Source organism: Litchfieldella xinjiangensis (genome assembly GCF_000759345.1).
GTDB classification, from domain to species: Bacteria; Pseudomonadota; Gammaproteobacteria; order Pseudomonadales; family Halomonadaceae; genus Litchfieldella_A; species Litchfieldella_A xinjiangensis.
Genome location: NZ_JPZL01000001.1, coordinates 161,489 through 187,347, shown reverse-complemented (window position 1 = coordinate 187,347; position 25,859 = coordinate 161,489). Strand labels below are relative to the sequence as shown.

Sequence of the window (25,859 nt, the reverse complement as noted above, 5' to 3'; positions counted from 1 at the left end):
GCTTCGTCAGGCTACGCAAACCCTTCATTAGTCGATCGCGTGTCCGTTGATTAAACCTTGTGCGGCGCAGTATCTAACGTGTCTGGCGCAGGCTCGTCTTGGAACTGATCATCTGGCGTTGACGAGGCGTCTGCCATCGTCTGCTCGGTCTGGATTTCGTCAACACCAGGCGTGACTGACGCCGGCTGCTCTTCGCTGGCGTTCTCTTCGTCGAGTCGGGTGACGTTATCCTTGGCCCATTGGCGGATGCGCTCGCCGGCACCCTCGGCCAGGGTGCGCATCTGGCTGAAATCCTGATCGTAATCGTCGAGTCCGTCGCGCACGTTGTAATTGCCCATCGCATACATACGACGCAAGGCGCGGCGTTTGAGGCCCGCACTGACACCGGACACCAGGAAGGCCTTGAAGTCACTTCCCGGACCCAGCGTATCCGGGTCGGGCAAGGTATCATCCAGAGACCCTTCCGCGGGCGGCTCGGTAGCGAGGGGCGTGGCCTGCTCGTCAGCCTGTAGCGAAGGCGTTGCTTCTTGCGGGGCAAACGTCGTGTCAGGCTCGGGTCGTTGCGGCTCGGACTCGACCAACCCACGCTTGCGCTGCGACCAGCGCTCCCAGCGACTCATGCCAGATCCTCCCTGGCGCGGCCTGCACCCTTGCGTTTTTTCTTGCGTCCGGCATCCGGCGCTTCACCATGACGTGCCAGATAGGCTTCGAGCCAGATCTGAATGGCCAGTGGCATCGGTGTCTCGAGCACCTGTTGTTCACCATCCATCCAACCAGCGGCGACATCCTGACTCGCTGTAATGGCATCGGGGTGTGCCGCCTGGCCGGCAAAACCACAGCGGACGAACAGTTGCGGCTCCGCCGAGCCGAGATTGAAGCGGTAGGCACTTCGCTCGGTCATATAAAGTTGCAGATCCAGCACGTGTGGGCCGACGTTCCCCGGCTCGAGTCGTGCGATACGCCATTGCTCCAGCGAGAAGCCCTTGACCTGCTTGGGTTCACTGGCGAGGGTCAGGCTCAATGAGCGGCGGTTGGCAGTAGACATCCCGATCTCCGGTCGCAGAGGGCGTTAAAGACAGTAAGCGGTAGTGATGCGAAGATGGTCAATACCTCGAAAGGAGATTATACAATGGCAGCCATCAATCTAAGTCATGCGCGCCTGCCTACGACGCTGGAGATCGACGTGGTCGACGAATTCGGTGAGCTGCGTCGACAGCCGATTGCTGCCGAGCGCGCATTGACGGTCTATCTCAATCGGCGCGAGATCGTCACCCTGATGACGCTGGGCGCACAGCCTGAGGCGTTGGTGGCGGGCTATCTGCGCAACCAGGGGTTGATCGCTAGCCGAGACGATTTGTTGGCGCTGCACGTCGACTGGGAGGTGGAGTCGGCCGCTGTCCTGACCCGTCAGGTCCCGGAGGATCTGGAGCAGCGACTCGGTCAACGCACGGTCACAACCGGGTGCGGCCAGGGCACGGTTTTTGGTCGCTTACTGAACGTCACGTCCCTGAGTCCCTTGCCCGAGACGCGAATGTCTCAGTCGGTGCTGTACCAACTCCTGGACAATCTGGGCGCCTACAACGAAACCTATCGAAGTGCCGGTGCGGTACATGGTTGTGCGCTATGTCGCCAGCAGGACGTTCTGGATTTCGTGGAGGATGTCGGACGCCACAACGCGGTGGATACGCTGGCGGGGCGGCAATGGCTCGAGGAAGCCGGTAGTGCCGGGGCCGATATCTTCTATACGACCGGTCGCCTGACCTCGGAAATGGTTCTCAAGGTCGCCCAGATGGGAATCAGTGTGCTGGTGTCGCGCTCGGGCGTCACGCAGAAAGGGGTAGAGCTGGCCGAGCGCTTCGGGGTGATGCTGATCGCCCGGGCCAAGGGCAAACACTTCCAGGCCATTCACGCTCGGGACAGGCTTGTGCTCGATGCGGTGCCAGCCCGGCGACCGGGGGATCGGCGAAGCCAGGCGTCATCTGGGCGAGGCGGGGCCGGTGCGTGAGTCGACCGGGTTCATACCGTGTCGCCGCGTGTGCATACCGATAGCACCACGGCATCTTCCTCGCTGACCGAGACCAAGGCGTGGCCCATGGCACTGTCGAAATAGATACTGTCACCGCTCTCCAAGGGAAGCGGTTCATAGTACTCCGTGTACATCAGTATCTTCCCCTCCAGTACCATCAGGAACTCTTCACCATCGTGACGGACCCACTCACTGAACTCTTCGAAATGCCGCGCCCGCACAATGGTCTTGAACGGGATCATGCGCTTCTGGGCCAGCTGGCAGGACAAGAGCTCATGCTCATAGGTGGGGGTCGGATGGTGTTGCCCTTCGCCCGACCGGGTGAGGTCCCTTCGGCCTAGCGTCTGCGTTTGGGGCTTCGGCGGGCTGAGCAATTGCGGCAGGTCGATGGCGAGGCCATTGATCAATTTCTGGACGGCAGTGAACGTGGGCGATATCTGGTCGTTCTCGATCTTGGATAGCGTCGAGCGGGCCAGGCCGGTACGCTGGCTGACCTCTTCCAGCGTCCATTGGTTGGCAAGGCGAATTTCCTTGAGACGTTCTCCGAGTCGCAGGGGTTCGACGAACGCCTTGCGCCCCGAGGCGATGCGCACGGCAGCATCCTGATCGGTACTAGCGGTCATGACTTGTTCACTATCGGAAACCGAGTTTCCGAAAGCCTACCATAAAACCTTCGCGCTACGCGGGCAGAAGCGACGTGGCCATGCCTATTTTGACAGTCACGACGCTGCAGTGGCTGTCTCTCGCTAAAAGGCGCGTTTCCTGAATACAGGAAACTTTTGCCTATGGGCGATGGCTACAGCGAAAAGGGCTGTCCTAAAAGCGCCTTGATGTGAGCCTCAGCGCTACGTCCCAGGGAATCCAGGTCATACCCCCCTTCGAGCACCGATACCAGGCGGTTATTGGCGTACAGCGCAGCGATTTCCATGGCCAGATGGGTTACCCAATGAAAATCCGCTTCATCGAGGCAAATTTCCGCCAAGGGATCGTTACGGTGGGCATCGAAGCCGGCGGACACCAGTACGAGATCGGGTTTGAAGCGATGAAGCGCAGGTAGCCAATCATGCTCCACTGCTCGGCGAAACCCGTCGCTGTCGGTACCTGCCGGGAGCGGTGTGTTGACGATGTTATGCCATTCGCTACGCAAATAGCGCCAAGGATAGAAGGGAAACTGGAAGCTTGAGCAGACCAGCACATTCGGATCATCCTTGAATATGTCGACGGTGCCGTTGCACTGGTGGACATCGAAATCGAGTATGGCGATACGCTCGGCGCCGTAGCGGGCCCTGGCATGGGCCGCACCTACCGCAACATTGTTGAAGAAACAGAAGCCCATGGCTTCCGAGGCCTCGGCATGATGGCCCGGGGGGCGAACTGCACAGAATACGTTGTCGGCCTGGTGGCGGAACACTTGATCGACACCGCATATCACGGCGCCGGCCGCTAAACGAGCCACATTCAGACTGTCCGGGGTCATCAGCGTGTCGCCATCCAGTGAGACGATCCCATGTTCGGGAACGCACCGCTCGAGCGAATGCAGATGACGCTTGGGGTGAACGCGCGTGATGTGTTCGTCGTTGGCGAGCTTGGCATCGGATTGCATGGTTTGCTGAAGCACGCCTGCCAATGCCAGGCGGGCGCGTATCGCCTCCAGCCGCAAGGGGCTCTCGGGATGCTCCGGTCCCATGTGATGTTTGTCATAGTGCGGGTGGGTAATGTATGAGGTGATCATGGCTGACTCCGGAGGCGATACGGCGAACGATAGGGTCGACCGGCCTTGCATGACAGTCTCAATAAGTCGTACACAGGTACAATACTGAACGAGAGGAGGCACGTGTGGGTACCCGATTTCTGCGCCATTTCTTCGAACCCGGCAGCCTGGCTGTTATTGGGGCATCAGAAAAAACCCACTCGATGGGCGGCCTGGTGATCCGCAACCTCAAGGAGGCCGGCTTCCCCGGTTCGCTGTGGGCGGTCAATCCCAAGAACTACGACACCGTTTATGGCGTGCCCTGTATCAGACGTGTGCGGGAGCTTCCCGAGGTGCCCGATCTGGCCGTCATCTGTTCGCCGGTAGAGACAGTGCCGCGGCTAATCGAGCAATTGGGGCGCTTCGGTGTACGCGCTGCGCTGGTGCTCTCGGGTGGCGCCCATCTCGATGCCCGTCTCGAAGAGGAGGCCTCGCTTCGTGAACGCATGTTGAGTGCTGCGCGGCGTTCCGGTATTCGCGTACTTGGGCCTGAGTGCATGGGCGTCGTGGTACCTGGCCGCAAGCTGAACGCCACATATGCCAGTCAGCCGATTCGTCCCGGTAGAGTCGCCTACCTGGGGCAATCCGGCATGCTCGGCAATGCCATGATCGATTGGGCCGCCGGGCGTGGTATCGGCTTCTCCCATCTGGTCACACTCGGCGATAGTGTCGATGTCCTGCTCCCCGACCTCATCGACTATATCAATCAATACTCGCCTACCCAGGCGATTCTCCTGCATCTTGAGCGCATTCAAGACGCACAACACTTCATGACAGCGCTGCGGGACGCATCTCGTCATCGCCTGGTGTTGGCGATCAAGAGTGGAAGGACCGCCCAGTCGGAAGTGACCCCCCAGACCCCGACCCCGGGTATAGCCAATCGCGACGTGATCTTCGACGCAGCCTTGGCACGAGCGGGCGTGGTCAGGGTCAATGATTCCGATGAATTGTTCGATGCCTTGGAAACCCTATCGCGGATGAAGCCCCTGCGCGGCGACCGCCTGGCGATCGTTTCCAATGGCCTCGGTCCGGCGATGCTGGCCATCGACAAGCTGATCAGCTCGGGAGGGCGCCTTGCCGAATTCGAGACGACTACCCAGGATGCCTTGCGAACCGGCGACTTCGACATGACCCTGCCCGGAAAAAACCCGGTCGACCTGGGAGGGAATGCCACGCCCGAAAAGCTGGTCGATGCCCTGGAAATCGTGGCCGGCGATCCCAACGTCGATGCGGTGCTGGTCGTTCATGCGCCGACTCGGCTGGCGCCTTCCAAGGTGACTGCTGAAGCCATTGTCGCCAACCGCAAGCGCTTCAAGCGAAACCTGCTGACAAGCTGGATGGGATTGGAGGAAGCGCTCAAGGCGCGGCATGAGAGCAATCTGGCGGGTATTCCGACCTATACATCGCCCGAGAAGGCCGTGAAAGCATTCATGCACATGGTCGATTACCAGCGCGTTCAGTTGCTGCTCCAGGAAACGCCACCCAGCTTGCCTTTTGCAACCACGCCGGAGATCCGTTCCCGCTGCCATACCTTGATCGATCATGCCAAGGCCCAGGCGCGGACCAGCCTTTCACACTCCGAAACGTCTCAGGTACTCGAAGCCTACGGCATTCCCGTTGCAGCCAGCCATTACGTATCTACGCCCGAGGAGGGCGCAAAGGCGGCTTCAGCGTTTCATGAGCGGATCGCACTCAAGGTAGTGCATGACTTCAATTGCGTTCCGTACCGTTACCGCCGGCATCCGCACAAGCTCTCGGCTGGCCTGCTCCAGGATCTGGAAACGCCGGAACAGGTGGCCGAGGGCATACGGCGACTGGGCAACAAGGTGCAGGAGAAATTTCCTGAGATCACCATCCATGAGTACTGTCTCCAATCGATGCAGCGCGGCAAGCATTCGATGCAATTATGTGCCGGTGTTACGCGCGATGCCGTTTTCGGTCCGGTGATCGTCTTCGGGATAGGAGGATACAAGGTTAATGTATTGGCGGATCGTCACGTGGCACTGCCGCCTCTCAACATGAGCCTGGCCGATGATCTGGTCAGGCAGACTCATGCCTTCAAGTTGATTCAGGAACATTCCCGCGACCCCGACCGGGACATCCGACAGATATGCCAGATGTTGGTAAAACTCTCCCAGATGGCATCCGATCTGCCCGAAATGCAGGGGTTGGAACTCAACCCGCTTTTGCTCAACCGGGACGGTGTGGTAGCTGTCGACTTTGCCATGGATCTCGGCGCTCCAGCGCGCCACGCCATCATGCCGTACCCCGAAGAGCTGCGTGAATGGGTGACGCTAGCCAACGGCATGCGCGTTGAGGTCCGGCCCATACGGGCCGAGGACGCGCCGTTGATCACCAGTTTCCATACTCAGCTCTCCGAGGAGAGCATTCGCTTTCGCTATTTCCACAACAAGGCCGATCTGAGCAAACGGGATCTGTCCATGCTGGCAAGTATCAACTACGACCGGCAGATGGCCTTCATCGCTGAGCGTCACCGTGACGATGGCAGTCGGGAAATGCTGGGCGTGGTGCGTGTATGGAACGATCCAGACAATATCCGCACCGAATTTTCCATCATCATCCGCGATGACCAGCACGGGCATGGGCTAGGCAGTCTGCTCATGAACAAGATGATTCGTTACTGCAAGAATGTCGGGACGCTGGAAATGGTCGGCAAGGTCATGGTCGACAACCATCCGATGCGTGCCCTCATGAAGCACCTTGGGTTTGAGCTTCATTACAACATGGAAGAGCAGGTCGTAGACGCGACGTTACGACTTAACGAGCCCGAAAGCGACTGGCAGCGGCACCGCTTGGAAAGCCTACCTGACTAAGCGTCGCGCATCCATCGGCTGCCTTGTGCCCTGTGTCGCGGTGTCTCGAGGCCCGTGGGTTATTGAACCGCCGATTAATTATCTTGTGTTTTGATTTGAAGCACTTTCAATAAGAATGTATGCTTTGGTAACTATAATTCACAGTTATAGCAAGGGCGTAGGCATATGACTTTTAGAAATGTTCCCCGTGCCGCGTGCCTTGTTGTTACCTAGCAGGCACCCACACGATGAGTGACACACGACCCGTCAAGATCAAGGTGCGTGGCTTGAGCAAGGTGTTCGGTAGTCAGCCGAAGAAGGCGCTCGAGTTACGTGATCAGGGGCTCAAGCGCCCCGAGGTTCTCGAGAAAACCGGTCAGACGTTGGGCCTCTCCAATATCAGTTTCGATGTCTACGAAGGCGAGCTCCTGGTGATCATGGGGCTTTCAGGTTCGGGCAAGTCGACGCTGATACGTTGCCTCAACCGGCTGATCGATCCGACCGAAGGCGAGATCATCATTGAAGGGGAGAACATTCCCGAGCTTAGCGAGAAGCAGCTTCTCGAGTGCCGTCGTCGACATTTCTCCATGGTCTTCCAGAACTTTGCCCTGTTCCCGCACCGTACCGTTCAACAAAATGCGGAATATGGCCTTGAAATCCGGGGCGTGGATAAATCGACTCGCCAGAAGACGGCAGCCGATTCCCTCAAGCAGGTGGGTCTCGAAGGATGGGAAGACGCTTATCCCAACCAGCTTTCAGGTGGCATGCAGCAGCGGGTGGGGCTGGCACGTGCCTTGGCCAACGACTCCAGTGTGCTGCTCATGGACGAAGCCTTTTCGGCACTCGACCCGTTGATTCGCAAGGACATGCAGCAGGAGCTTCTCGAGCTTCAGCACAGCATGAAGAAGACCACCGTCTTTATTACCCACGATCTCGATGAAGCCCTGAATATCGGGGATCGAATCATCCTGCTCAAGGACGGTGAGATTGTTCAGATGGGTAGCCCCGAAGAGATTCTGACCTCGCCGGCTGACGATTACGTGGCACGATTCATCGAGGGCGTCGACATGTCGCGCATCCTGACGGCGCGTAGTGCGATGCATCCCGTTCGCGCCACGGCGCGTGAGGACGATGGCCCGAGAACCGTACTGCACAAGATGCGTGAAAATGGCATCGACTCCATTTACGTGACGACTCGCGAGCGCAAGCTTCTGGGGCTGCTCCAGGCCGACGATGCCGACCGTGCGGCCAAGGAGGGCCAGCAGAGCATCGCCGGCCTCATGACGCAGGATTTCCCAAGCGTGGGCCCGGACGAACCGCTGCATAATCTCTTCGCGATGTTCAGCGACAAGAGCTTCCCGATCGCCGTGGTCGACGACAGTCGTCGTCTGCTTGGGGTCGTGGTCAAAGGCGCGGTACTGGCGCAACTGGCCGAGACAGGAGAACAATAATGGCGATCGATATACCGCGTATTCCCTTGGGGGACTGGATCGAGAGTGGTCTGACGTACCTGACCACTGAATACTCTGTCGTTACACGGAGCATTTCCCGCCTGACACAGACCGGGATCAATGGTCTCAATGATGGGCTGATGTGGCTACCCGAATGGGTGCTCATGGCGCTGATCGCCCTGCTTTGCTGGCGCCTGGCGGGCACCCGTCTGGCCATCGGAGCAATAGCCGGGCTGGCACTGATATGGAATCTGGGCCTCTGGGACCCCATGATCAAGTCGCTGACACTCGTGGTCATCGCGACATTGGTGGCGGTGGTCATTGCCTTGCCAGTGGGAGTGGCGGCAGCGCTTTCCGAGCGCCTGTACCGTGTCATCATGCCCATTCTCGACTTCATGCAAACCATGCCGGCCTTCGTTTACTTGATACCCGCGATTCCATTTTTCGGTATCGGTTCCGTCTCGGCGATCTTCGCCACGGTGATCTTTTCCATGCCGCCTGCGATACGTTTCACCACGCTAGGTATTCGTCAGGTGCCGAAAGAACTGATCGAGGCCGCCGACGCTTTTGGTTCAACCCGCAGCCAGAAACTATTCAAGGTCCAGTTACCGCTGTCCTTGCCCACGATCATGGCGGGTATCAACCAAACCATCATGCTGGCCCTTTCGATGGTGGTCATTGCAGCCATGATCGGTGCCGACGGCCTTGGTAACGAAGTATGGCGAGCCATTCAGCGCTTGCGCCCGGGGGATGGTTTCGAGGCGGGCATTGCCGTTGTCATCCTGGCGATGCTGCTGGATCGTTTGACCCAATCGTTTCGTAAGGAAAGGAAGCAATAGTAAGCGGAGCTACAGCGCGGCGTGACGGTGTCGCGCCGCGCTGTAGCTCACCTAGGCAAGGGCGCGGTTCCGGCCCTTCCAGTCAAGGCCATGCTCTTTTTGGGCATGTGTACACGACAAGAGAGGGTAAGCAATGAGTAAACAATACACCATGATGACACGTGGGATTCGCACGGGTGCGCTGATGATGGCGGCTACGGCCGCGATGGCAGCGGGCGTCGCTCAGGCCCAGGACAAGGGCTCTGTTCATCTCGCTTATGTTGAATGGTCTTCTGAAGTTGCCTCGACCAATGTGATCCGGGCCGTACTGGAGGAGCAGGGTTACGAAGTCGACATGACGGCGCTTTCAGCCGCTGCGATGTGGCAGGCCGTGGCCAGTGGTGATGCTGATGCCATGGTCGCCGCATGGTTGCCCACGACTCACCAGGATTACATGGACCGCGTGGGTGACAGTGTCGAGGACCTCGGTCCGAATCTCGACGGCACCAAGCTCGGCCTGGTCGTTCCTGAGTATTCTGAGCTCCAAGCGATCGGTGACATCAACGACCACGCTGAGGAACTGAATAACCAGATCATTGGTATCGATCCAGGTGCCGGCCTGATGGGCCTGACCGAAGAAGTAATCGAAGCCTACGATCTCGATATCGATCTGCGTAGCGGAAGTGGCGCTACCATGACGGCGGCTTTGTCCAGTGCCATCAATAACGAAGAAGAAATCGTCGTTACCGGCTGGACGCCTCACTGGATGTTTGCTCGTTGGGATCTTCGCTATTTGGATGATCCGGAAAATGTTTACGGTGGGGCCGAGCAGATCCATACCGTGGCGCGAGCAGGTCTCAAAGATGATATGCCAGAAGCCTATGCCATCTTGGACAATTTCGAGTGGACCCCCGAGCAGATGGGGGAGGTCATGCTCATGAATCAGGAAAAGAATGCCGACCCCTACGAAACTGCCAAGCAGTGGGTCGCTGAAAACCAGGACGTGGTCAAGGAGTGGTTGGCGAAGTAAGCCAACCTTTGACTAGACCGTTCTGGAGTCGCCCGGCGCTATGCCGGGCGATTCTTTTAGTAAACAACGCCATCATGGCGCCAGTCGATACTTGACCCATTCTCCTTCACGGCGCTCATACCGAATCCGGTCATGAAGTCGACTAGGCTGACCTTGCCAGAATTCAATCATTTCGGGTACGACACGATAACCGCCCCAGTGCGCGGGTCGTTTCACATCCTGTCCTTCATAAAGTTGCTCATAGCGCTTCTGACGTTCGGCAATCCAGTTCCGGTCAGGGATCTCGACGCTTTGGGTGGCAATCCAGGTTCCCAGCTGGCTGCCTCTGGGCCGGCTGGCAAAATAACTGTCCGACTCCGCTTCGCTGACGATCTCTACGCTTCCTTCGATGCGCACCTGTCGCGATAGTGAGGGCCACCAGAAGACCAGGGCTGCATGCGGTACATTCGCCAGCTCACTGCCCTTGTGACTGTGGTAGTTGGTGAAGAAAACCAACCCTCTGTCATCCGAGCCTTTTAGCAGTACGACGCGAGCATGTGGCAGACCTTGGCTGTCGACCGTGGCCAGCGTCATGGCGTTGCCATCGTCACCTTCCGATTCGAGTGCAAGCGTTAGCCACTCCTGGAACAGATTGACCGGCGATTCAGGGGTATTGCCCTCATCGAGGCTGCCTCCCTCGTAATCGCGCCGGATGGCTGATATGTCTCGTGTCATGGCGATCTCCCTGGTAAGTAGGCTTATCTTCGCTTGTAGGATAGCGAGGCTCAATATGCCAGTGTCAGGCGATGGCTTTCTTCAGCGCTGCATTTGCCGGCTACGAAAACGGGCATAACACATGCTACCCGTGAACAGGACGAGCGAGGCCAGAACCTCCAGCATGCCCATCACTCCTTGGCCTGGAAGTGTCGCGATCATGACGCCTTGCATGAAGTAAAGCAGACTGACGAAGGCCAGCCATGCATGACCGCGGGGTCGCTTACCCAGAATGGAAGGGAGAAACAAGAGTAGGGGAAGGACTCTGACCAGTAAGGGGACCAGTGTCGAGTCGGAGGCCGTCTGGAGAGTGAACCCACCATAAACGAGTAGCAGCAGTAGCGAAAAATAACCAACCAGCACGCTGTGCCTTGATTTCGCTTCGAGGGCATCCAGCCCATGACGGGATTCGAGACGTTCGAAGTATTGGCGCATCAGTGCTTTGCCCGCATCGAGTCGAGTGCCAGCGCGAGTCGTGCCAGGCGCTTGCCCTGGGCAAAAGCCAGCTGTCTCTCGTGGTCGTCGAGGGGGCGATCGTTACGTCCACCTGCGACATGGCTTGCACCGTAGGGGGTGCCTCCGCTCGTCGTCGTGAAAAGCTCTGTCTCGCTATAAGGGAGTCCGGCATAGACCATGCCGTGGTGAAGGAGCGGCATCAGCATCGAGAGAAGCGTGCTTTCCTGACCGCCATGCAGGCTGGCGGTGGAAGTAAAGGCAGAGGCAGGGCGGTCGATCAAGTCACCGTTCATCCATAGCTCACTAGTGCCATCGAGAAAGTACTTGAGCGGTGCTGCCATATTACCGAAGCGTGTCGGACTGCCTAATGCCAAGCCGCTGCAGTGTCGCAGGTCGTCGAGCGTGGCGTAAACTGCGCCTTCAGCGGGAATTTCAGGCTCGGTGGCCTCACTGGTCGGTGATACCGGCGGCACCGTGCGTAGCCTCGCCTGAATGCCAGGCTGCGACTCGACGCCAGCGATGATTTGTTCAGCCATTTGCCGAGTGGCCCCATGCCGTGAATAGTAGAGCACCAGCACGTAGGGAAGCGGATCAGCCATAACGCAAGCTCCAGCAATAGGGATTCAAGGCTCGATGAGGGACAACACTGCCTCGGGAGGGCGGCCCACGATGGCACGCTGGCCGGTATCGAGGATAGGGCGTTGCATCAGCTTGGGATGATTGGCGATGGCCTCAAGTACCGCTTGAGGATCGGCAATATCTAGGTTAAGGGCTTTCCATTCCGTTTCGTTATCACGAACCATGGCTGCGAGGCCGCCATCGAGGCGCTCCGCCAACTCGCCCAATGCAGCTCGATCGAGAGGGGCCTCCAGGTAGCGCAGGGTCTGGAAGCTCACGCCGCGTTCTTCAAGCAGGGCAAGCGCCTGGCGCGACTTGGAACAGCGAGGGTTGTGATAAAGAATCAATGAAGGCATGCCATGGGTTCTTGGACAATGGGTTGTTCATTGTAAGGAGGCAGCCATAGCGTCACAACCCGGCATCTGTTTATACCGTTATCTATCTTATAAAAAAATCAATCCAATCGATGATAAACCCAAGCATCCGAACCATCGGCCAACGTCATCAGGACGCGTTCATAGCGAATGCCAAGACGCTCATAGCGATCAAGCCGGGCCAGTTCTCGTTCATCGACTTCAAGAACCAGTCCCTCGACTCGTTCACGTGCCGATTTCTCCAGATCGAGACCATCGCGTCGATAGCCCTCAAGGATCGCCTGGTCTGGATCGCCCTTTCTTCCATACACCAACCAGCGAACGGGCCAGTAAGTCAGCGTGCCATAGACGAAGACTTCATATTCGCCAGGCTCGATGTCTTGCAACTCCTTGGGCGGAGAGTAGGTGAACGGACTCAGCAGCACCCACCAGAGATAACCGGCTGCGAGGAAGCTACCGGTGAAGACAATCACCAAAAGATTACGGCAATATTTCAAGCCAACCTCCATGTTCCAGTATGGCCATGCTCTCATGGTCACTCTAGCGGAGCCAGGGGGCAGATAGCATGAACAGGTAGGGCAGGCTTTGCTAAGATGGAGGCTCCAGCGACGTGGGAGGCAGTGCCATGGCTCAGGATGACGTGAATTTCGAGACACTGATGGGTGATGTCACGCCTTTGATGCGTGGGCGAAACCGGGCCGATCTTCCACGACATCGTCGTGGTATGCCAACGGAAGCCCAGAGGGCCCGGCGAGCAAGCGCACAGGAAAGCCAGGGAGAGGACAACTTCCTGTCCGATGACTTCGTCGACCTGGTTGGCGAGCACGATCCAATTGAGTATCGCCACGACGGGATACAGACCGGTGTTCTTGAGCGTTTACGCCAGGGAGGGTATCCACCCGAAGCGCGACTTCACTTGCTGAAGCGGCCTCTGAGGGAGTGCCGGCAAGAGATCTTCACTTTTATTCGTGATGCCTACCAACATGAACTCCGCTGCGTGCTTATCGTGCACGGTCGCGGCAAGACCATCGAAAGCCCGGCCAACATCCTGCGCTCTTATCTCGTCAAATGGCTGTTGCAGTTCGACGAAGTGCAGGCCTTCGTTTCGGCGACGCCGATGCATGGAGGGTTGGGTGCAACCTACGTGATGATACGCAAGTCCGAGCGCGCACGATCACACAACCGTGAACGTCAGCAGAAGCGCCGAGGCTAGCTCTCTCTAAAAATGAAAAACGGCATCCCCTGGCTGGGGATGCCGTAGTACGGCCCAATAGGTCGTCCGGTCTGACCAAGTGCCACCGGCTAGGCGTGACCGGATTCCCGCAGGCGTCGTTCGAACAGTGCTTCCCTGACGTCGACGCCCGGTTGATAGCTGACACTGAAGGCGCCTAGCGCGCGCAACGCATCTTCGAGGTGCTGGTCTTCCCGCAGGGCCAAGGCATCGAAGCCGCACCGTGACATGTAGTACAGCTGATCGACCAACACGTCCCCAATGGCACGGATCTCGCCTTGATAACCAAAGCGTTCGCGTAGCAGGCGAGCCAATGTGTAGCCCCGGCCATCGGTGAACGCTGGAAAATCGATTGCCACGAGGGGCGATTTAGCCAAGTCGTTCGCCAGCGCCGGGGTCAATTCCGTATCGCTGGACAACCAAGGAGCCAGCTTCTCGTCTTCCTTGTTCTGCAGCCAGAGAGCCACCGGCACAATGACGGGACGCGTTTCAGGCAGCGCCTCCTCCACCCGAGACAGGGCCCAGGTATCGGTCTCCGGCTGGCCCAGCTTGATCAGGGTCTTTGACTGCTCGAGCTGATTGTCAGGCATAGACCCGCTCCTTGAAGGGTTTCAATCCGATACGCCGATAGGTATCCAGGAAATGTTCATCCTCGTGGCGCTGCTCGACATAAACTTTCAGCACCTTGTCGATTACATCGGGTACGTCTTCCCTAAAGAACGACGGTCCCAGGATCTTGCCGAGCGAAGCGTCATCACGGGCATTGCCGCCAAGGGAGACCTGGTAATATTCTTCACCTTTCTTATCTACCCCAAGAATGCCAATGTGCCCCACGTGGTGGTGGCCGCAAGCGTTCATGCATCCCGAAATGTTGAGATCGAGCGGGCCCAGGTCGTAAAGGAAGTCGAGGTCCTCGAAGCGTTCCTGCAGCGCCTGTGCAATGGGGATCGACACGGCATTGGCTAGTGCACAGTAATCGCCCCCGGGGCAGCAGATGATGTCATTGAGGGTGCCCACCGTGGGGTTGGCCATGCCCAATTCATCCAGTGCATGCCAAAGCGCCTCGATACGATCGACGGGAACGTCCGAAAGCACGAGATTCTGCTCATGGGTGACGCGCACCTCACCGAAGCTGTACTCGTCGGCAAGCTCCGCGACCGCCTCCATCTGATCGGCAGTGACATCGCCCGGGGCGTGTTCACGTCGCTTCAGGGATAGCGTGACGGCCTTGTATCCCGGAACGCGGTGGCTCGTCACGTTATTGGTCATGAAGCGGCCGAACGCCCGGTTCTCGGCCCGCAGTTGCTCGAAGGCAACGATGGCATCCTCGGAGACGGGGGCACGCTCGGGCTCAGGGAAATGGGCGCGGGCCGAAGCGACCGCCGCTTCGGTCAACGTTTGCGGCCCATCCTTGAGGTGGGCCCACTCTTCCTCGACACGACGCCGATACTCCTCGATGCCCAGGGCCTTGACCAATATCTTGATGCGCGCCTTGAACTTGTTGTCGCGGCGTCCGAACTGGTTATAGACGCGGACACAGGCTTCGAGGTAGGTGAGCAGGTGCTGCCAGGGAAGATCCTCACGCACGACATCGCCGATCATGGGGGTGCGCCCCATACCGCCACCGGCCAGGACCCGCACCTTGAGTTCTCCCTGATCGTCCCGCCACAGGCGCAGCCCGATATCGTGCACCTGTATGGCCGCGCGATCTTCGTGGGCCCCGGTCACGGCGATCTTGAACTTGCGGGGCAGATACGCGAATTCAGGATGCAGGGTAGACCACTGACGAATCAGCTCGCACCATGGGCGGGGATCCTCGATCTCGTCTTCGGCGATGCCCGCAAACTGATCGCTGGTGGTATTGCGAATGCAGTTACCGCTGGTCTGGATGGCATGCATCTGAACCTGGGCCAGCTCGGCCAGGATATCGGGCACGTCTTCCAGCGCAGGCCAATTGAGCTGAAGATTCTGACGCGTACTGAAATGCCCATATCCGCGGTCGTAGCGCCGCGTAATGGTAGCCAAGGCGCGCAGCTGTCGGCTTGAGAGCATGCCATAGGGAATGGCGATGCGAAGCATTGGAGCATGCTTTTGAATGTAGAGGCCGTTCTGGAGCCGCAACGGGCGGAATTCTTCTTCCCCCAGACGTCCAGCCAGATAGCGGTCCATCTGGTCACGAAACTGGGCGACGCGTTCGTCGACGAGCGTCTGATCGTAGGTGTCGTACCGATACATTCGGGCGTGTCCTGCTAGTCAGGGCGAATGAAGGAGTAAGCCGTAGACAGGCGGCCTTAGCCACCTGTCAGCAGGTTACCCCTCTTTATATATTCTATGAAAGAATAAATGATCATAGATTTTAACCGATAGGTTATTAAGAGGCCAGTCGGCATGCCTCCTCGCGCTATTGTGCGATGATACCTGTGGGCGACGTTCCTGCACAAAATTCAGCACCTCGGGTCATCGAGGCACAGCAGGTCAGATCACCACTTGCTGCCAGCGGCGTCGCTGCCAGATAACGCCGAACAAGGTGGAATTCAAGCATCGATACGCTAGCTGTACCCACCAGATTCCCACCAGGCCATGGCCGAGATGTATCCCCACCCACCAGGCCAAGGGCAGGAAGAGGAGCCATTGCATGGTGAGCGTCATCGTCATGACCGTGCGATTGGCACCGGCGCCCAATAGCGCCTGGCCCAATACCAGGGCGGCGGCATCCAGCACGATCATCACGGCGGTGATCTTTAGCGGTATCCGCCCCATGGCAACCAGATCCGGGTCATGCAGGAATAGGCCCAATACCTGATCGGGTACCAAAAACATAGGCAGCGCCAGTACCGCCAGGCAACCCCAGGCAACCCTGACCACATCCCACCCCCACCGATGGGCCTCGCTCATGGCATCGCGCCCCATGGCGTGACCGACAAGGCTCATTGCCGCGAGCCCCAGGCCGACTCCCGGCAAGATCAGAAACAGCGACAAGTTGACCAGGACATGGCCAATCGCGACGCTAGCCGTATCGAGCTGGCCCAGTATCCAGAACAGTACGGCATAACCTGCAGCAAACCAGAATTGCTGGAAGGAGTGGGGCGTTGCCAGGCGTAGCGTGGTCAACAGAGTCTCCCGGCCGGGCCAACAACCCAGAAAACCACAATGCGAAGCCCGTCGCCCACTGTGGTAGGCCCATAAGGCGAGGCCCAGGCATTGAGAGAGTAGGGTGCCGGCACCCGCGCCTGCGGGCCCCATCTCGGGCAGCCCGGCATGGCCGAAGATCAGCCCTAAACTGGCCAGGACATTCATCCCGTGCATTAGCATGGCTATGCGCAGGTAGACGCCTGTCTGTTGGACGCCGTTCCAGAAGCCACGAAAGCAGAACATCATCGCTACCGGCAAGAGGCCGATGATACGCCAGCGAAAGTATTCGACCGCGATGGCATTGACCGCTTGCTCTTGATTGATCAGCCAAAGCAATCGAGGGGCCTGCCAGAGACAGGTGGCTGTCAGCGGCAAGGCAATCGCAAGTGCAATCACCAACCCGGCATTGAGTGCCTGCGCCTTGCGATGGTCGAAAGCTTCACCATGCCGCCTGGCCGTCTGCGCCTGAACCCCCGAAGACAGGCCGAAGAGCAGGGCGGTGATCATGAACATGGCGTATCCGCCAATCCCCACCCCGGCAAGTGCCGTCTCGCCGAGCGAACCCACCAGCGCGGCATCCACCAGGTTGAGGACGCTTTGGGAGAGCATGCCGGCAATAATCGGCAACGCGAGCTTCAAGATGATGTCGCGGCGGGAGCGCTCGAGCAGCATTCGGTTCCAATAGACGCGGGGGCCGCTCATGCAGCCAGCCCCCGCTTCACCTCTATCACTATCATTCGGGGTCGTAGGAGAGTACCGGTGAAAGCCAGCGCTCGAGTTCCTTCAGTTCCATCCCTTTACGCTCTGCGAGTACTTCGACCTGGTCGCGCGTGATCTTGCCGGTCGAGAAGTACTTTGACTCGGGGTGTGAGAAATACCAGCCAGAAACCGCTGCAGCGGGCCACATGGCAAAGCTTTCGGTCAGTTCCAGCCCGCTATGCCGCTCGGCGTCAAGCAGCCGGAACAAGGTAGCCTTTTCGGTGTGGTCCGGACACGCCGGGTAGCCGGGCGCTGGGCGAATCCCCTGGTACTTCTCGGCGATCAATGCCTCATTGGGAAGCGCCTCGTCAGGAACGTATCCCCAATATTCCTTGCGCACGCGCTCATGGATTCGCTCAGCGAAGGCTTCGGCCAGGCGATCGGTCAGCGATTGCACCAGAATGGCATTGTAGTCGTCGCCAGCGGCTTCATAACGCTTGGCCAGTTCGTCGACACCGTGACCGGCCGTTACCGCGAAGCCACCGATCCAGTCGGGTTTGCCGCTCTCCTTGGGCGCGATGAAATCGGCCAGGCTGTAGCAGATGCCCTCTCGGTTCTTGGTGGTCTGCTGACGCACATGAAAGAGCCGCTCGAGGACCTCGGAGCGAGATTCATCCGTATAAACCTCGATGACATCGTCATCGACGCTATTCGCTGGCCATAGGCCGATCACCCCACGCGCAGTGACGTGCTTCTCATCGATCAGCTTGCGTAACATCGTTTGAGCGTCGGCAAACAAGTTGCGTGCGGCTTCGCCGACGACCTTGTCCTCGAGTATCTTGGGATACTTGCCACTGAGCTGCCAGCTCATGAAGAACGGCGTCCAGTCGATGCGCTCAATCAGCTCATCGAGGGGATAATCGTCAAACACCTCGAGACCCGATAGGGTGGGCTTCGTCGGAGTATATTGGCTCCAATCGGTACGAAAGCGACGCTTGCGCGCCTGTTCGTAGCTGAGGTCGGCGGCCTTGGGGCGTCGCTTGGCGTTACGCTCGCGGACGGATTCGTACTCTTCGCGAATCTCAGCGATGTACGCAGGCTTCTGGGCAGGCGACAGTAAGCGACCGGCGACACCTACCGCCCGCGACGCATCGGTGACATAAATGACAGGATGTTCGTACTGCGGTTCGATCTTGACTGCCGTATGCGCCTTGGAGGTGGTGGCGCCACCGATCAGCAAGGGGAGATCGAAGCCCTGACGCTGCATCTCCTTGGCAACGTGAACCATCTCGTCAAGTGACGGTGTAATCAGGCCTGATAGCCCAATGATATCCGCTTTCTCTTCCTTCGCGGTTTGCAGGATTTTTTCTGCCGGCACCATGACGCCGAGGTCAACGACATCGTAGTTGTTACACTGAAGGACGACCCCGACGATATTCTTGCCGATATCGTGGACATCACCCTTGACCGTCGCCATGACGATCTTGCCCTTGGCCTGGGTGTCCTCTGTCTTTTCCGCTTCGATGAAGGGGATCAGGTACGCCACGGCCCGCTTCATCACGCGAGCCGATTTAACCACCTGGGGCAGGAACATCTTGCCGGCGCCGAACAGGTCGCCGACCACGTTCATGCCATCCATCAATGGGCCTTCAATGACTTCGATGGGGCGCTCGGCGCGCTGGCGTGCTTGCTCGGTATCCTCTTCGATATGTGTAGTGATGCCTTTGACCAGTGCATGGGAAATGCGCTGCTCTACGGGCCAGGAACGCCACTCGAGGTCTTCCTTCTTGTTAGCGGTGCTTCCGTCGCCCTTATAACGATCGGCAATCTCCAGCAGGCGCTCGGTCGCATCGTCGCGCCGATTGAGAACGACATCTTCCACGGCGTCACGCAGTTCGGCGGGTAGATCGTCATAGACGGCCAGCTGGCCGGCGTTGACAATCCCCATCGTCAAACCGGCGCGGATCGCATGATAGAGGAAGACAGAGTGGATCGCTTCTCGTACCGGGTTGTTGCCACGAAACGAGAATGAAACGTTGGAGACACCGCCGGATACCATGGCATGCGGCAAGTGCTCACGAATCCATTGGGTGGCCTGGATGAAATCCACAGCATAGTTATTGTGCTCATCGATGCCGGTAGCGATGGCAAAGATGTTGGGGTCGAATATGATGTCTTCGGGGGGAAAGCCGATTTCATCGACCAGTATCCGGTATGCCCGTTGGCAGATCTGCGTTTTTCGTGCAAACGAATCGGCCTGACCCTCTTCGTCGAAGGCCATGACCACCACGGCGGCACCAAAGCGATAGCATGCGGTTGCCTGCTGGCGGAAGGCGTCTTCGCCCTCCTTGAGAGAGATTGAGTTGACTACGGCCTTGCCTTGAACGCACTTGAGCCCGGCGTTGATGATCTCCCATTTCGACGAATCGATCATGATCGGTACGCGCGCAATATCCGGCTCGCCAGCGATCAGGTTGAGAAAGCGCACCATGGCTTCCTCGGATTCCAACATGCCCTCGTCCATGTTGATATCGATGATCTGGGCGCCGTTCTCGACCTGTTCCAACGCTACTTCAAGCGCAGTGGTGTAGTCCTCTTCGACGATGAGGCGTTTGAAGCGTGCCGAGCCCGTGACATTGGTTCGCTCACCGACATTGACGAACAGCGAGTCGGTAGCAATGTTGAAAGGCTCCAGGCCTGCCAGGCGGCAGATATGCGGCCGCTCCGGAACCTGGCGTGGCGCAATCCCCTTGACCGCCTCGGCGATGGCACGGATGTGATCGGGAGTGCTGCCGCAGCAGCCGCCAATGATGTTGACGAGGCCGCTGCGCGCGAATTCGGCCACGATATCGGCCATTTCTTCGGGTGTCTGGTCGTATTCCCCGAATTCATTGGGTAGCCCCGCATTGGGGTGAGCGGAGACGAAGGTGTCCGCCTTGTTCGACAACTCCTCGAGGTAAGGGCGAAGCTCCTCGGCACCAAGGGCGCAGTTCAGGCCGATCGACAACGGCCGGGCATGCCGCACCGAATTCCAGAACGCTTCATTGGTCTGGCCTGACAGGGTGCGTCCCGAGGCATCGGTGATCGTGCCCGAAATCATGACCGGATAGCGTATGCCTCGCGCATCGAACAGCTCTTCCAGGGCGTAGATAGCCGCCTTGGCATTGAGCGTATCGAAAATGGTTTCGATCAAGATCAGATCGGCGCCGCCTTCGATCAGGGCTTCTGCGGCTTCCAGGTAATTCTCCCGGAGCTCATCGAAAGTGACATTGCGCTTTGCGGGGTCGTTGACGTCCGGAGACAGGGACGCGGTACGGCTGGTCGGACCCAGTACACCTGCGACGTAGCGAGGAATGCCTGTTTCCTCGGCAACGTCGTCGGCGATCTGGCGGGCGATGCGTGCCGACTCACGGTTCAGCTCCGGCACCAGCGCCTGCATGCCATAATCGGATTGTGACAGTCGAGTACTGTTGAACGTGTTGGTTTCTATGATTTCGGCGCCGGCTTCCAGATAGTCGCGATGAATATCGCGTACGATATCGGGGCGGGTCAGTGCCAGCAGGTCATTGTTTCCCTTGAGTTCCGATGGCCAATCCTGGAAGCGGTCGCCACGAAAATCGGATTCGTCGAGTCCGGCATTCTGGAGCATGGTCCCCATGCCGCCATCCAGGATCAGGATACGATTGGCAAGAGCATCGCGCAGGGTGACTGTCAGGGAAGTGGGGGCAGCGGCCATGGTCAGGTCGTTCTCCAACATCGTTATAGGCATCGCAACACGCAAGGAAAACGTCGAGGCGTCACCTCGTGTCTCGTGTGTTGAGTCAAGCTAGCATGCAGACTATGGTACCAGAAGCCCGGCGGGCTGGGCAGCGCGGGACAAAACCTAGTAATTCACTCGGGATTGTGTCCTGTCAGGCTTTTCCTTACCATGTAGGGATAACGTCACTGCGTCAGGATACCCCGCACATGAGTCAGCCCATACAAATCACCGACAGTGCCCAGGATTATCTTGCCGAGCTGCTTGAGAAGCAGAACGTCGAGGGCATTGCGGTTCGCATCTTCATTACCCAGCCCGGGACGCCTTATGCAGAGACCTGCCTTGCGTACTGTCGCCCCGGTGAAGAAGAGCCCAGCGACGAAAAGCTGAGTCTGGAAAAGATAACCGTCTACCTCGACAAGCACAGCGTGCCTTTTCTCGAGGAAGCCGTGGTGGATTTCAATGCCGACCGCATGGGCGGGCAGCTGACCATCAAGGCACCCAATGCCAAGATGCCGAAAGTCAACGCCGACAGCCCCATGGAGGATCGTGTCAATTACATCCTCTACAGTGAGATCAATCCCGGGCTTGCAGCACATGGCGGCGAGATCAAGCTGATCCAGCTCACTGAAGAAAATATTGCGGTACTGCAATTCGGCGGTGGCTGCCAGGGCTGTGCCGCGGTGGATCTTACCTTGAAGGAGGGCGTCGAGCGCACCCTGATGGAGCGTATTCCCGAACTCTCTGGCATTCGCGACGTGACCGACCACACCGATACCAGCCAAGCCTATTATCGCTGATCGCGATATTGCGCAATTAGCGTGACAAGAAAGGGCCGCCAGTAGGCGGCCCTTTCCATTTCTGCATGCCTCACTCGGGCATTGGACGCCCGGGTATAGAGCGAGTACACCTCTCCGGTCGCATCAATAAACCAGCGGGGGGAGCTGAATCCGGTCCAGGCGCGCTTCGGTCTGTTCTAGCTGCTCACGCAGACGAGTAATGGTTCGTGAGGCTTCAGCAAGCTCATCGTGACGCCGATCGAGTTCGTGCTGCAATGCCTGGGCCCGGTCATGGTTGGCCTGAGTCTGTCGCGCCTGCTCCAATCGGTTGCGCTCCTCGTCATTGAGTTTCTGCCGAAGACTCTGTACTTCCTGTTCCCGTTCGCTGAGGCGCTTTTCCCACTGTGCTTCGCGGCGAGCGTGCTGTTTTTCTGCCGCTTGGCGTTCCTGTCGGGCAGCGTCAAGAAGCGTCATGAGACGCGATTCCGCGGCTTCATGGCGTTGTTCTTCTTGATTCAACTGTTGCTGCTGCTGTGCCTGCAGCTCTCTCAATGCGTGCTGATGCTCGCTGTTCGACTGCTCGTTGCGTGCTTGCAACTGCTGCAACTGCTCGGACAAGCGATTCACACGCTCCTGCCACTGAGCTTCCTTGGCTGCGAGGCTGTCACGCTCAGCCTCCGCACGAGCGAGAAGGGAGCTGCGCTCATCGAGGCGTGCCTGAAGATGTGCCATATGTTCCGAAATAGCCCGCTCCCTCTGTAGGGCGTCTTCGGTTTGCCGGTTCGCATGTGCAATCTCGTCATTCGCCTGAGCGACACGTTGATCGGCTTCCTCTCGATAGTGGCTGAGACCTTCGGCGGCTTCCTGCTGTGCTTGATTCCATAAGGCGTGGGCCATGTCCTGCACGGATTCGGGCATGGACACAGGTGCAGGGACGTCCTGGTTCTGTGCCCGCTGTTCTCGCCACTGGCGTAGATGATCGCTGATGGTAGTGAAGCTCCCCGTGCCCAGTCGCTCCCGAACCTTTTGCACGCTGGGCGTTTCGCCCTGTTGTAGCAGGGCATCGATCGCCCGCTGCACATCCACGTATTGCACTCCTGTGCGCGCCATGACGGGTCTCCTGAGGCGTCAACTTGGTAAAGGCTGTGTGGAGTATAACGCCTATGGCACATCGTTAGTATTATTACGTAATATGTAATACGTAATATACATTATGCTTAAAGTGAAAAATTCAAGATTACGCGCATTATCTTGACTAACAGTGTCTACACACCATACTCGCGCTATCTAGAGACTGAACGAGGGCAGCACCCAGTGAGCGAATCGGAAGGCCCTCAGGCCGCTATCGAGGGTGACGCGGGCTTGCCGCTTCGACCCATCGATGCGCAACTTCTCGACGCTAGATGGCTACCGGGCGAAGACAAGCAGGGCGGGGCGCGCATTGCAGCACAGACCGATGCGCAGGCGGTCACTGCCTGGCTTGCGGAGTACCGCGATAGTCCACAAACCTGGCGGGCCTATCGCAAGGAAGCCGAGCGGCTCATGCTCTGGATGCAACCCGAGGGGCTCGCCCTGGCTGAGCTCCGCCGCAATGACCTGGACCGCTTCGACGCCTTCCTCGCCGATCCCCAGCCGGTCGGTGAATGGATAGGGCCCACACGGCCGCGTCAACACCCGCAATGGCGGCCTTTTCGTCACGCCTTGTCGGCGTCCAGTCGCCGGCAATCGCTGGTCATCCTGCAAGGTTTATTCAGTTGGCTAAATGAAGCGGGCTGGGTGAATCACAATCCTTTCCGCCTGATGCGAGGCCAGCGGCGTCGGCTCGACAATAGGCAAGCCACCGTCGAGCGCTATCTGGAGCGACCCTTGTGGGAGTGGCTATGGCAGCGCATCTCGACCGCTCCTGAAGTCCCGGTCACTGCACGCGGGATTGCCGTCTGGCATCGCCGACGCGTCCTCTTTGGCTTTGCCTATTTACTGGCTCCACGCATCAGTGAAATGGCCGAAGCTCGGATGAATGATTTTGAATATCGCGAAGGGGGTTGGTGGTGGCGTGTCATAGGGAAGGGCGGCAAGGCGGCGAGAGTCCCGGTGCCCAGCGATATGATGCGACTGCTCGGGGAGTGGCGTGAGCACCTGGGACTGCCTTATACACCGCAGCCTGATGATGCCTCACCGGTGCTACGTTCGCTGAATGGACAGCGGGGCCTGGGCGACAATCAACTGTATCGATTGATCAAGGAAGAATTTGCCGTCGCCGCGCAGGCGCTCGAGACTGATGAGCAAAACAGGTTGCCGGGCGGTGTTGCCTTGTTGCGGCAGGCCTCACCGCATTGGCTGCGGCATACCGCGATCACCCACCAGGCCCAGGCAGGTATTGAACTGCGATATCTGGCCAAGACAGCGCGCCATTCGCGAATCGATACCACGGCTCGCTACTTACACAGCGAAGCAGAAGAGTGGCAGCGCCAGATCGCCAGCCATGGAGTGAGTGCCCAAGCCCGGTATACTAGGGATACCGACAATGAGGAGACATCATGACCCCGCACGAGGCACAAGCCGAACTGCTCGACGAATTCGACATCTTCGACAACTGGATGGACCGCTACCAGTACATCATCGACATGGGCAAGCAATTACCGACCTTCCCGGAGGAATGGAAAGGGGCTGACACCAAGATCGAGGGCTGCCAATCCAATGTGTGGATGCACCATGAACTGCGCGAGGGGCGCATTCATTTCTACGCCACGTCGGATGCTGCCATCGTATCGGGCCTTATCGCCGTGTTGATGCGTATCTACGATGACCGCACGCCGGAGGAAATCGTAGCTACGCAGCCGACCTTCCTGAGAGCGCTGGGTCTGGACAAGCACCTGTCGCCGACACGTAGCAACGGTTTGCACGCCATGCTCGGCCGAATCTACCAGGTCGCCGAAAACGAAGCCGCCTAGCGGGGCGGCCGGTGGCTCTCGCAGCACGAATGGCTGGCCGGCGGCACCGGGTCGACACCGCCAGGATGCAATGGGTGGCATTTCGAAAGGCGCTTGAGGGACAACCAGCCACCACGCAGGAAACCATGCTCGCGCAGAGCCTCAAGGGCATAGTGCGAGCAGCTGGGCCAGAATCGACAGCGCGGGCCGAGCAGGGGGCTGATAACGTATTGATAGACCTTGATCAAGGCAACCAGCGGCCAGGCAAGCCAGTGCGACTTACGCGAGGGGGCGGTTCTGCAACGGCACATCATGAACCGCCATAAAGGGTATCCGGCGAGACGATGGGATCCCTATCGATGGTGGCGCCTTGATCGGAAAGGGACCAGTAAAAACAGCTGCGTCGGCCTGTATGGCAGGCTGGGCCAGTCTGCTCGACACTCAGCAATAACGTATCGCCATCGCAATCCAGGCGCGCCGCGTGCAGATGCTGTTCCTGCCCCGAGGATTCCCCTTTGCGCCAGAGTTTGCCCCGGGAGCGCGACCAATAGCAGACACGCCCAGTCCGGAGGGTTTCCTGAAGCGCATCGCGATTCATCCAGGCCATCATCAATACTTCGCCGGTATCGTGCTGCTGGGCAACGGCCGGGATCAGGCCGTCGTCATTCCAGGCGATGGCCTCGATCAACTCGGCAAGGGGGAGATGAGTACCGGTCGTTTCCTGTTCGAGTCGCTTCAATGCTGTTGTCATGGGTTCCCTGTTGCTGTCGATGTGCTGCTGGTTGCCTGGGTCAGACAGGTCTCGCACGCTCCGAGGAGTTCGATGGTCTGCCGCTCGACACGGAAGCCTTGATCTCGAGCGTGGCCTGAGAGCTGCGCATTAACCTCATCGAGATGCAGCTCCTCGACACGGCCGCAATGACGACAGATCAGAAGCTGAAAGCCATGGGCGTGTTCCGGACAGGGACACGCCACATAAGCATTGAGAGATTCAATGCGATGGACCAGGCCCTGCTCGATCAAAAAGTCGAGTGCACGATATACCGTCGGTGGACGGGCGGCCGTATGCTCGACAGCCAGCTTGTCGAGCAGATCGTACGCCTTCAGGCCGCCCCGGTTGCTCGCGATCATTTCCAGGACACGCCGGCGTATGGGCGTGAAGCGAACGCCTCGTTGGAGGCATTGACGCTCGGCCTGCTGCATCAGGTCATGGTGTTCGGACATGGGGTGCCTGGTCGACTT

Annotated in this window: 26 protein-coding genes; 9 read left to right on the top strand and 17 right to left on the bottom strand. The window is 58.6% G+C overall.

Going from position 1 to position 25,859, the window contains the following annotated elements; translation table 11 throughout:
• Positions 1-50: 50 nt before the first annotated feature.
• Both JH15_RS00835 and JH15_RS00830 read right to left on the bottom strand, forming a co-directional pair.
• Positions 51-620 (bottom strand): DUF3306 domain-containing protein, encoded by a 570-nt coding sequence (locus tag JH15_RS00835; RefSeq protein WP_052383829.1) that lies wholly within the window; start codon positions 618-620, stop codon positions 51-53.
• Complete coding sequence (locus tag JH15_RS00830; RefSeq protein ID WP_043526079.1) at positions 617-1,045, bottom strand: DUF3305 domain-containing protein; 429 nt, start codon at positions 1,043-1,045, stop codon at positions 617-619. The genes JH15_RS00835 and JH15_RS00830 overlap by 4 nt, the downstream gene beginning before the upstream one ends.
• Positions 1,046-1,129: 84 nt before the next feature.
• On the opposite strand from JH15_RS00830, the gene JH15_RS00825 reads away from it, so the two are divergent.
• Positions 1,130-2,005: a formate dehydrogenase accessory sulfurtransferase FdhD gene (locus JH15_RS00825; protein WP_043526077.1), complete on the top strand. Its 876-nt coding sequence runs from the start codon at positions 1,130-1,132 to the stop codon at positions 2,003-2,005.
• A gap of 11 nt (positions 2,006-2,016) precedes the next feature.
• Here JH15_RS00825 and JH15_RS00820 read toward each other — a convergent pair whose 3' ends face one another.
• Entirely contained in the window at positions 2,017-2,649 is a 633-nt protein-coding gene (locus JH15_RS00820; protein WP_043526074.1) for a helix-turn-helix domain-containing protein, read from the bottom strand.
• 173 nt (positions 2,650-2,822) lie between these two features.
• Positions 2,823-3,758 (bottom strand): histone deacetylase family protein, encoded by a 936-nt coding sequence (locus JH15_RS00815; protein ID WP_043528544.1) that lies wholly within the window; start codon positions 3,756-3,758, stop codon positions 2,823-2,825.
• Positions 3,759-3,862: 104 nt separating this feature from the next.
• On the opposite strand from JH15_RS00815, the gene JH15_RS00810 reads away from it, so the two are divergent.
• From JH15_RS00810 to JH15_RS00795, 4 genes are all read left to right on the top strand, one after another.
• A complete protein-coding gene (locus tag JH15_RS00810) occupies positions 3,863-6,610 on the top strand; it encodes a bifunctional acetate--CoA ligase family protein/GNAT family N-acetyltransferase (RefSeq protein WP_043526072.1) in 2,748 nt (915 codons plus the stop codon).
• Positions 6,611-6,837: 227 nt separating this feature from the next.
• Positions 6,838-8,040, top strand: coding sequence for a quaternary amine ABC transporter ATP-binding protein (locus JH15_RS00805; RefSeq protein WP_043526070.1), 1,203 nt, complete (start codon positions 6,838-6,840; stop codon positions 8,038-8,040).
• Between the two features lie 5 nt (positions 8,041-8,045).
• Positions 8,046-8,879: an ABC transporter permease gene (locus tag JH15_RS00800; RefSeq protein ID WP_043528542.1), complete on the top strand. Its 834-nt coding sequence runs from the start codon at positions 8,046-8,048 to the stop codon at positions 8,877-8,879.
• Positions 8,880-9,012: 133 nt separating this feature from the next.
• A complete protein-coding gene (locus tag JH15_RS00795) occupies positions 9,013-9,888 on the top strand; it encodes a glycine betaine ABC transporter substrate-binding protein (protein WP_043526067.1) in 876 nt (291 codons plus the stop codon).
• Positions 9,889-9,960: 72 nt separating this feature from the next.
• On the opposite strand, the gene pdxH is transcribed toward JH15_RS00795, so the two are convergent.
• The 5 genes from pdxH to JH15_RS00770 form a co-directional block, all read right to left on the bottom strand.
• Positions 9,961-10,602: a pyridoxamine 5'-phosphate oxidase gene (gene pdxH / locus JH15_RS00790; RefSeq protein ID WP_043526064.1), complete on the bottom strand. Its 642-nt coding sequence runs from the start codon at positions 10,600-10,602 to the stop codon at positions 9,961-9,963.
• An 81-nt stretch (positions 10,603-10,683) separates the two neighbouring features.
• On the bottom strand, positions 10,684-11,076 hold the full coding sequence (locus tag JH15_RS00785) for a DUF2069 domain-containing protein (protein WP_043526062.1): 393 nt from the start codon (positions 11,074-11,076) through the stop codon (positions 10,684-10,686).
• Positions 11,076-11,696 carry an NAD(P)H:quinone oxidoreductase gene (gene wrbA / locus JH15_RS00780; protein WP_043526058.1) on the bottom strand — a complete coding sequence of 207 codons (621 nt, stop codon included), beginning with the start codon at positions 11,694-11,696 and terminating at the stop codon, positions 11,076-11,078. Before wrbA ends, JH15_RS00785 begins: the two co-directional genes overlap by 1 nt.
• A 24-nt stretch (positions 11,697-11,720) precedes the next feature.
• Positions 11,721-12,071 (bottom strand): arsenate reductase family protein, encoded by a 351-nt coding sequence (locus JH15_RS00775; protein WP_043526056.1) that lies wholly within the window; start codon positions 12,069-12,071, stop codon positions 11,721-11,723.
• Positions 12,072-12,169: 98 nt separating this feature from the next.
• Complete coding sequence (locus JH15_RS00770) at positions 12,170-12,622, bottom strand: gamma-glutamylcyclotransferase family protein (protein WP_231566350.1); 453 nt, start codon at positions 12,620-12,622, stop codon at positions 12,170-12,172.
• A 92-nt stretch (positions 12,623-12,714) separates the two neighbouring features.
• Between JH15_RS00770 and smrA the strand changes: the two genes are divergently transcribed.
• Complete coding sequence (smrA, locus tag JH15_RS00765; RefSeq protein WP_043526053.1) at positions 12,715-13,302, top strand: DNA endonuclease SmrA; 588 nt, start codon at positions 12,715-12,717, stop codon at positions 13,300-13,302.
• 89 nt (positions 13,303-13,391) lie between these two features.
• On the opposite strand, the gene JH15_RS00760 is transcribed toward smrA, so the two are convergent.
• From JH15_RS00760 to metH, 4 genes are all read right to left on the bottom strand, one after another.
• A complete protein-coding gene (locus JH15_RS00760) occupies positions 13,392-13,910 on the bottom strand; it encodes a DUF934 domain-containing protein (RefSeq protein WP_043526050.1) in 519 nt (172 codons plus the stop codon).
• A complete protein-coding gene (locus JH15_RS00755; RefSeq protein ID WP_043526048.1) occupies positions 13,903-15,555 on the bottom strand; it encodes a nitrite/sulfite reductase in 1,653 nt (550 codons plus the stop codon). The genes JH15_RS00760 and JH15_RS00755 overlap by 8 nt, the downstream gene beginning before the upstream one ends.
• Positions 15,556-15,795: 240 nt before the next feature.
• A complete protein-coding gene (locus JH15_RS00750) occupies positions 15,796-17,124 on the bottom strand; it encodes an MATE family efflux transporter (RefSeq protein WP_043526045.1) in 1,329 nt (442 codons plus the stop codon).
• A 61-nt stretch (positions 17,125-17,185) separates the two neighbouring features.
• On the bottom strand, positions 17,186-20,887 hold the full coding sequence (gene metH, locus JH15_RS00745) for a methionine synthase (protein ID WP_043528536.1): 3,702 nt from the start codon (positions 20,885-20,887) through the stop codon (positions 17,186-17,188).
• 230 nt (positions 20,888-21,117) lie between these two features.
• Here metH and nfuA point away from each other — a divergent pair, with 230 nt between their 5' ends.
• Positions 21,118-21,708, top strand: a complete 591-nt coding sequence (nfuA, locus tag JH15_RS00740) for a Fe-S biogenesis protein NfuA (protein WP_043526043.1) — start codon at positions 21,118-21,120, stop codon at positions 21,706-21,708.
• Between the two features lie 123 nt (positions 21,709-21,831).
• Here the strand turns inward: nfuA and JH15_RS00735 are convergent, their stop codons facing one another.
• Positions 21,832-22,797 (bottom strand): DNA-binding protein, encoded by a 966-nt coding sequence (locus tag JH15_RS00735; protein ID WP_052383828.1) that lies wholly within the window; start codon positions 22,795-22,797, stop codon positions 21,832-21,834.
• A gap of 267 nt (positions 22,798-23,064) precedes the next feature.
• Between JH15_RS00735 and JH15_RS00730 the strand changes: the two genes are divergently transcribed.
• On the top strand, positions 23,065-24,228 hold the full coding sequence (locus tag JH15_RS00730; RefSeq protein ID WP_422730549.1) for a tyrosine-type recombinase/integrase: 1,164 nt from the start codon (positions 23,065-23,067) through the stop codon (positions 24,226-24,228).
• Entirely contained in the window at positions 24,225-24,638 is a 414-nt protein-coding gene (locus JH15_RS00725) for a SufE family protein (protein ID WP_043526040.1), read from the top strand. The genes JH15_RS00730 and JH15_RS00725 overlap by 4 nt, the downstream gene beginning before the upstream one ends.
• Here the strand turns inward: JH15_RS00725 and yidD are convergent.
• Genes yidD through JH15_RS00710 form a run of 3 tightly spaced genes read right to left on the bottom strand, consistent with a single transcriptional unit; the run spans position 24,635 to position 25,841 of the window.
• On the bottom strand, positions 24,635-24,928 hold the full coding sequence (yidD, locus tag JH15_RS00720; RefSeq protein WP_052383827.1) for a membrane protein insertion efficiency factor YidD: 294 nt from the start codon (positions 24,926-24,928) through the stop codon (positions 24,635-24,637). The two genes, JH15_RS00725 and yidD, sit on opposite strands and share 4 nt — an antisense overlap.
• Complete coding sequence (gene hisI / locus JH15_RS00715) at positions 24,928-25,368, bottom strand: phosphoribosyl-AMP cyclohydrolase (RefSeq protein ID WP_043526038.1); 441 nt, start codon at positions 25,366-25,368, stop codon at positions 24,928-24,930. The genes yidD and hisI overlap by 1 nt, the downstream gene beginning before the upstream one ends.
• On the bottom strand, positions 25,365-25,841 hold the full coding sequence (locus JH15_RS00710; protein WP_043526036.1) for a Fur family transcriptional regulator: 477 nt from the start codon (positions 25,839-25,841) through the stop codon (positions 25,365-25,367). Before JH15_RS00710 ends, hisI begins: the two co-directional genes overlap by 4 nt.
• Between the last annotated feature and the right edge of the window lie 18 nt (positions 25,842-25,859).

What these genes read in the sequence shown, in the direction of transcription:
- JH15_RS00835 (WP_052383829.1), bottom strand. Translation starts at nt 620, where the DNA reads ATGAGTCGCTGGGAGCGCTGGTCGCAGCGCAAGCGTGGGTTGGTCGAG.
- JH15_RS00830 (WP_043526079.1), bottom strand. Translation starts at nt 1,045, where the DNA reads ATGTCTACTGCCAACCGCCGCTCATTGAGCCTGACCCTCGCCAGTGAA.
- JH15_RS00825 (WP_043526077.1), top strand. Translation starts at nt 1,130, where the DNA reads ATGGCAGCCATCAATCTAAGTCATGCGCGCCTGCCTACGACGCTGGAG.
- JH15_RS00820 (WP_043526074.1), bottom strand. Translation starts at nt 2,649, where the DNA reads ATGACCGCTAGTACCGATCAGGATGCTGCCGTGCGCATCGCCTCGGGG.
- JH15_RS00815 (WP_043528544.1), bottom strand. Translation starts at nt 3,758, where the DNA reads ATGATCACCTCATACATTACCCACCCGCACTATGACAAACATCACATG.
- JH15_RS00805 (WP_043526070.1), top strand. Translation starts at nt 6,838, where the DNA reads ATGAGTGACACACGACCCGTCAAGATCAAGGTGCGTGGCTTGAGCAAG.
- JH15_RS00795 (WP_043526067.1), top strand. Translation starts at nt 9,013, where the DNA reads ATGAGTAAACAATACACCATGATGACACGTGGGATTCGCACGGGTGCG.
- pdxH (WP_043526064.1), bottom strand. Translation starts at nt 10,602, where the DNA reads ATGACACGAGACATATCAGCCATCCGGCGCGATTACGAGGGAGGCAGC.
- JH15_RS00785 (WP_043526062.1), bottom strand. Translation starts at nt 11,076, where the DNA reads ATGCGCCAATACTTCGAACGTCTCGAATCCCGTCATGGGCTGGATGCC.
- wrbA (WP_043526058.1), bottom strand. Translation starts at nt 11,696, where the DNA reads ATGGCTGATCCGCTTCCCTACGTGCTGGTGCTCTACTATTCACGGCAT.
- JH15_RS00775 (WP_043526056.1), bottom strand. Translation starts at nt 12,071, where the DNA reads ATGCCTTCATTGATTCTTTATCACAACCCTCGCTGTTCCAAGTCGCGC.
- JH15_RS00770 (WP_231566350.1), bottom strand. Translation starts at nt 12,622, where the DNA reads ATGAGAGCATGGCCATACTGGAACATGGAGGTTGGCTTGAAATATTGC.
- smrA (WP_043526053.1), top strand. Translation starts at nt 12,715, where the DNA reads ATGGCTCAGGATGACGTGAATTTCGAGACACTGATGGGTGATGTCACG.
- JH15_RS00760 (WP_043526050.1), bottom strand. Translation starts at nt 13,910, where the DNA reads ATGCCTGACAATCAGCTCGAGCAGTCAAAGACCCTGATCAAGCTGGGC.
- JH15_RS00755 (WP_043526048.1), bottom strand. Translation starts at nt 15,555, where the DNA reads ATGTATCGGTACGACACCTACGATCAGACGCTCGTCGACGAACGCGTC.
- JH15_RS00750 (WP_043526045.1), bottom strand. Translation starts at nt 17,124, where the DNA reads ATGCTGCTCGAGCGCTCCCGCCGCGACATCATCTTGAAGCTCGCGTTG.
- metH (WP_043528536.1), bottom strand. Translation starts at nt 20,887, where the DNA reads ATGGCCGCTGCCCCCACTTCCCTGACAGTCACCCTGCGCGATGCTCTT.
- nfuA (WP_043526043.1), top strand. Translation starts at nt 21,118, where the DNA reads ATGAGTCAGCCCATACAAATCACCGACAGTGCCCAGGATTATCTTGCC.
- JH15_RS00735 (WP_052383828.1), bottom strand. Translation starts at nt 22,797, where the DNA reads ATGGCGCGCACAGGAGTGCAATACGTGGATGTGCAGCGGGCGATCGAT.
- JH15_RS00725 (WP_043526040.1), top strand. Translation starts at nt 24,225, where the DNA reads ATGACCCCGCACGAGGCACAAGCCGAACTGCTCGACGAATTCGACATC.
- yidD (WP_052383827.1), bottom strand. Translation starts at nt 24,928, where the DNA reads ATGTGCCGTTGCAGAACCGCCCCCTCGCGTAAGTCGCACTGGCTTGCC.
- hisI (WP_043526038.1), bottom strand. Translation starts at nt 25,368, where the DNA reads ATGACAACAGCATTGAAGCGACTCGAACAGGAAACGACCGGTACTCAT.
- JH15_RS00710 (WP_043526036.1), bottom strand. Translation starts at nt 25,841, where the DNA reads ATGTCCGAACACCATGACCTGATGCAGCAGGCCGAGCGTCAATGCCTC.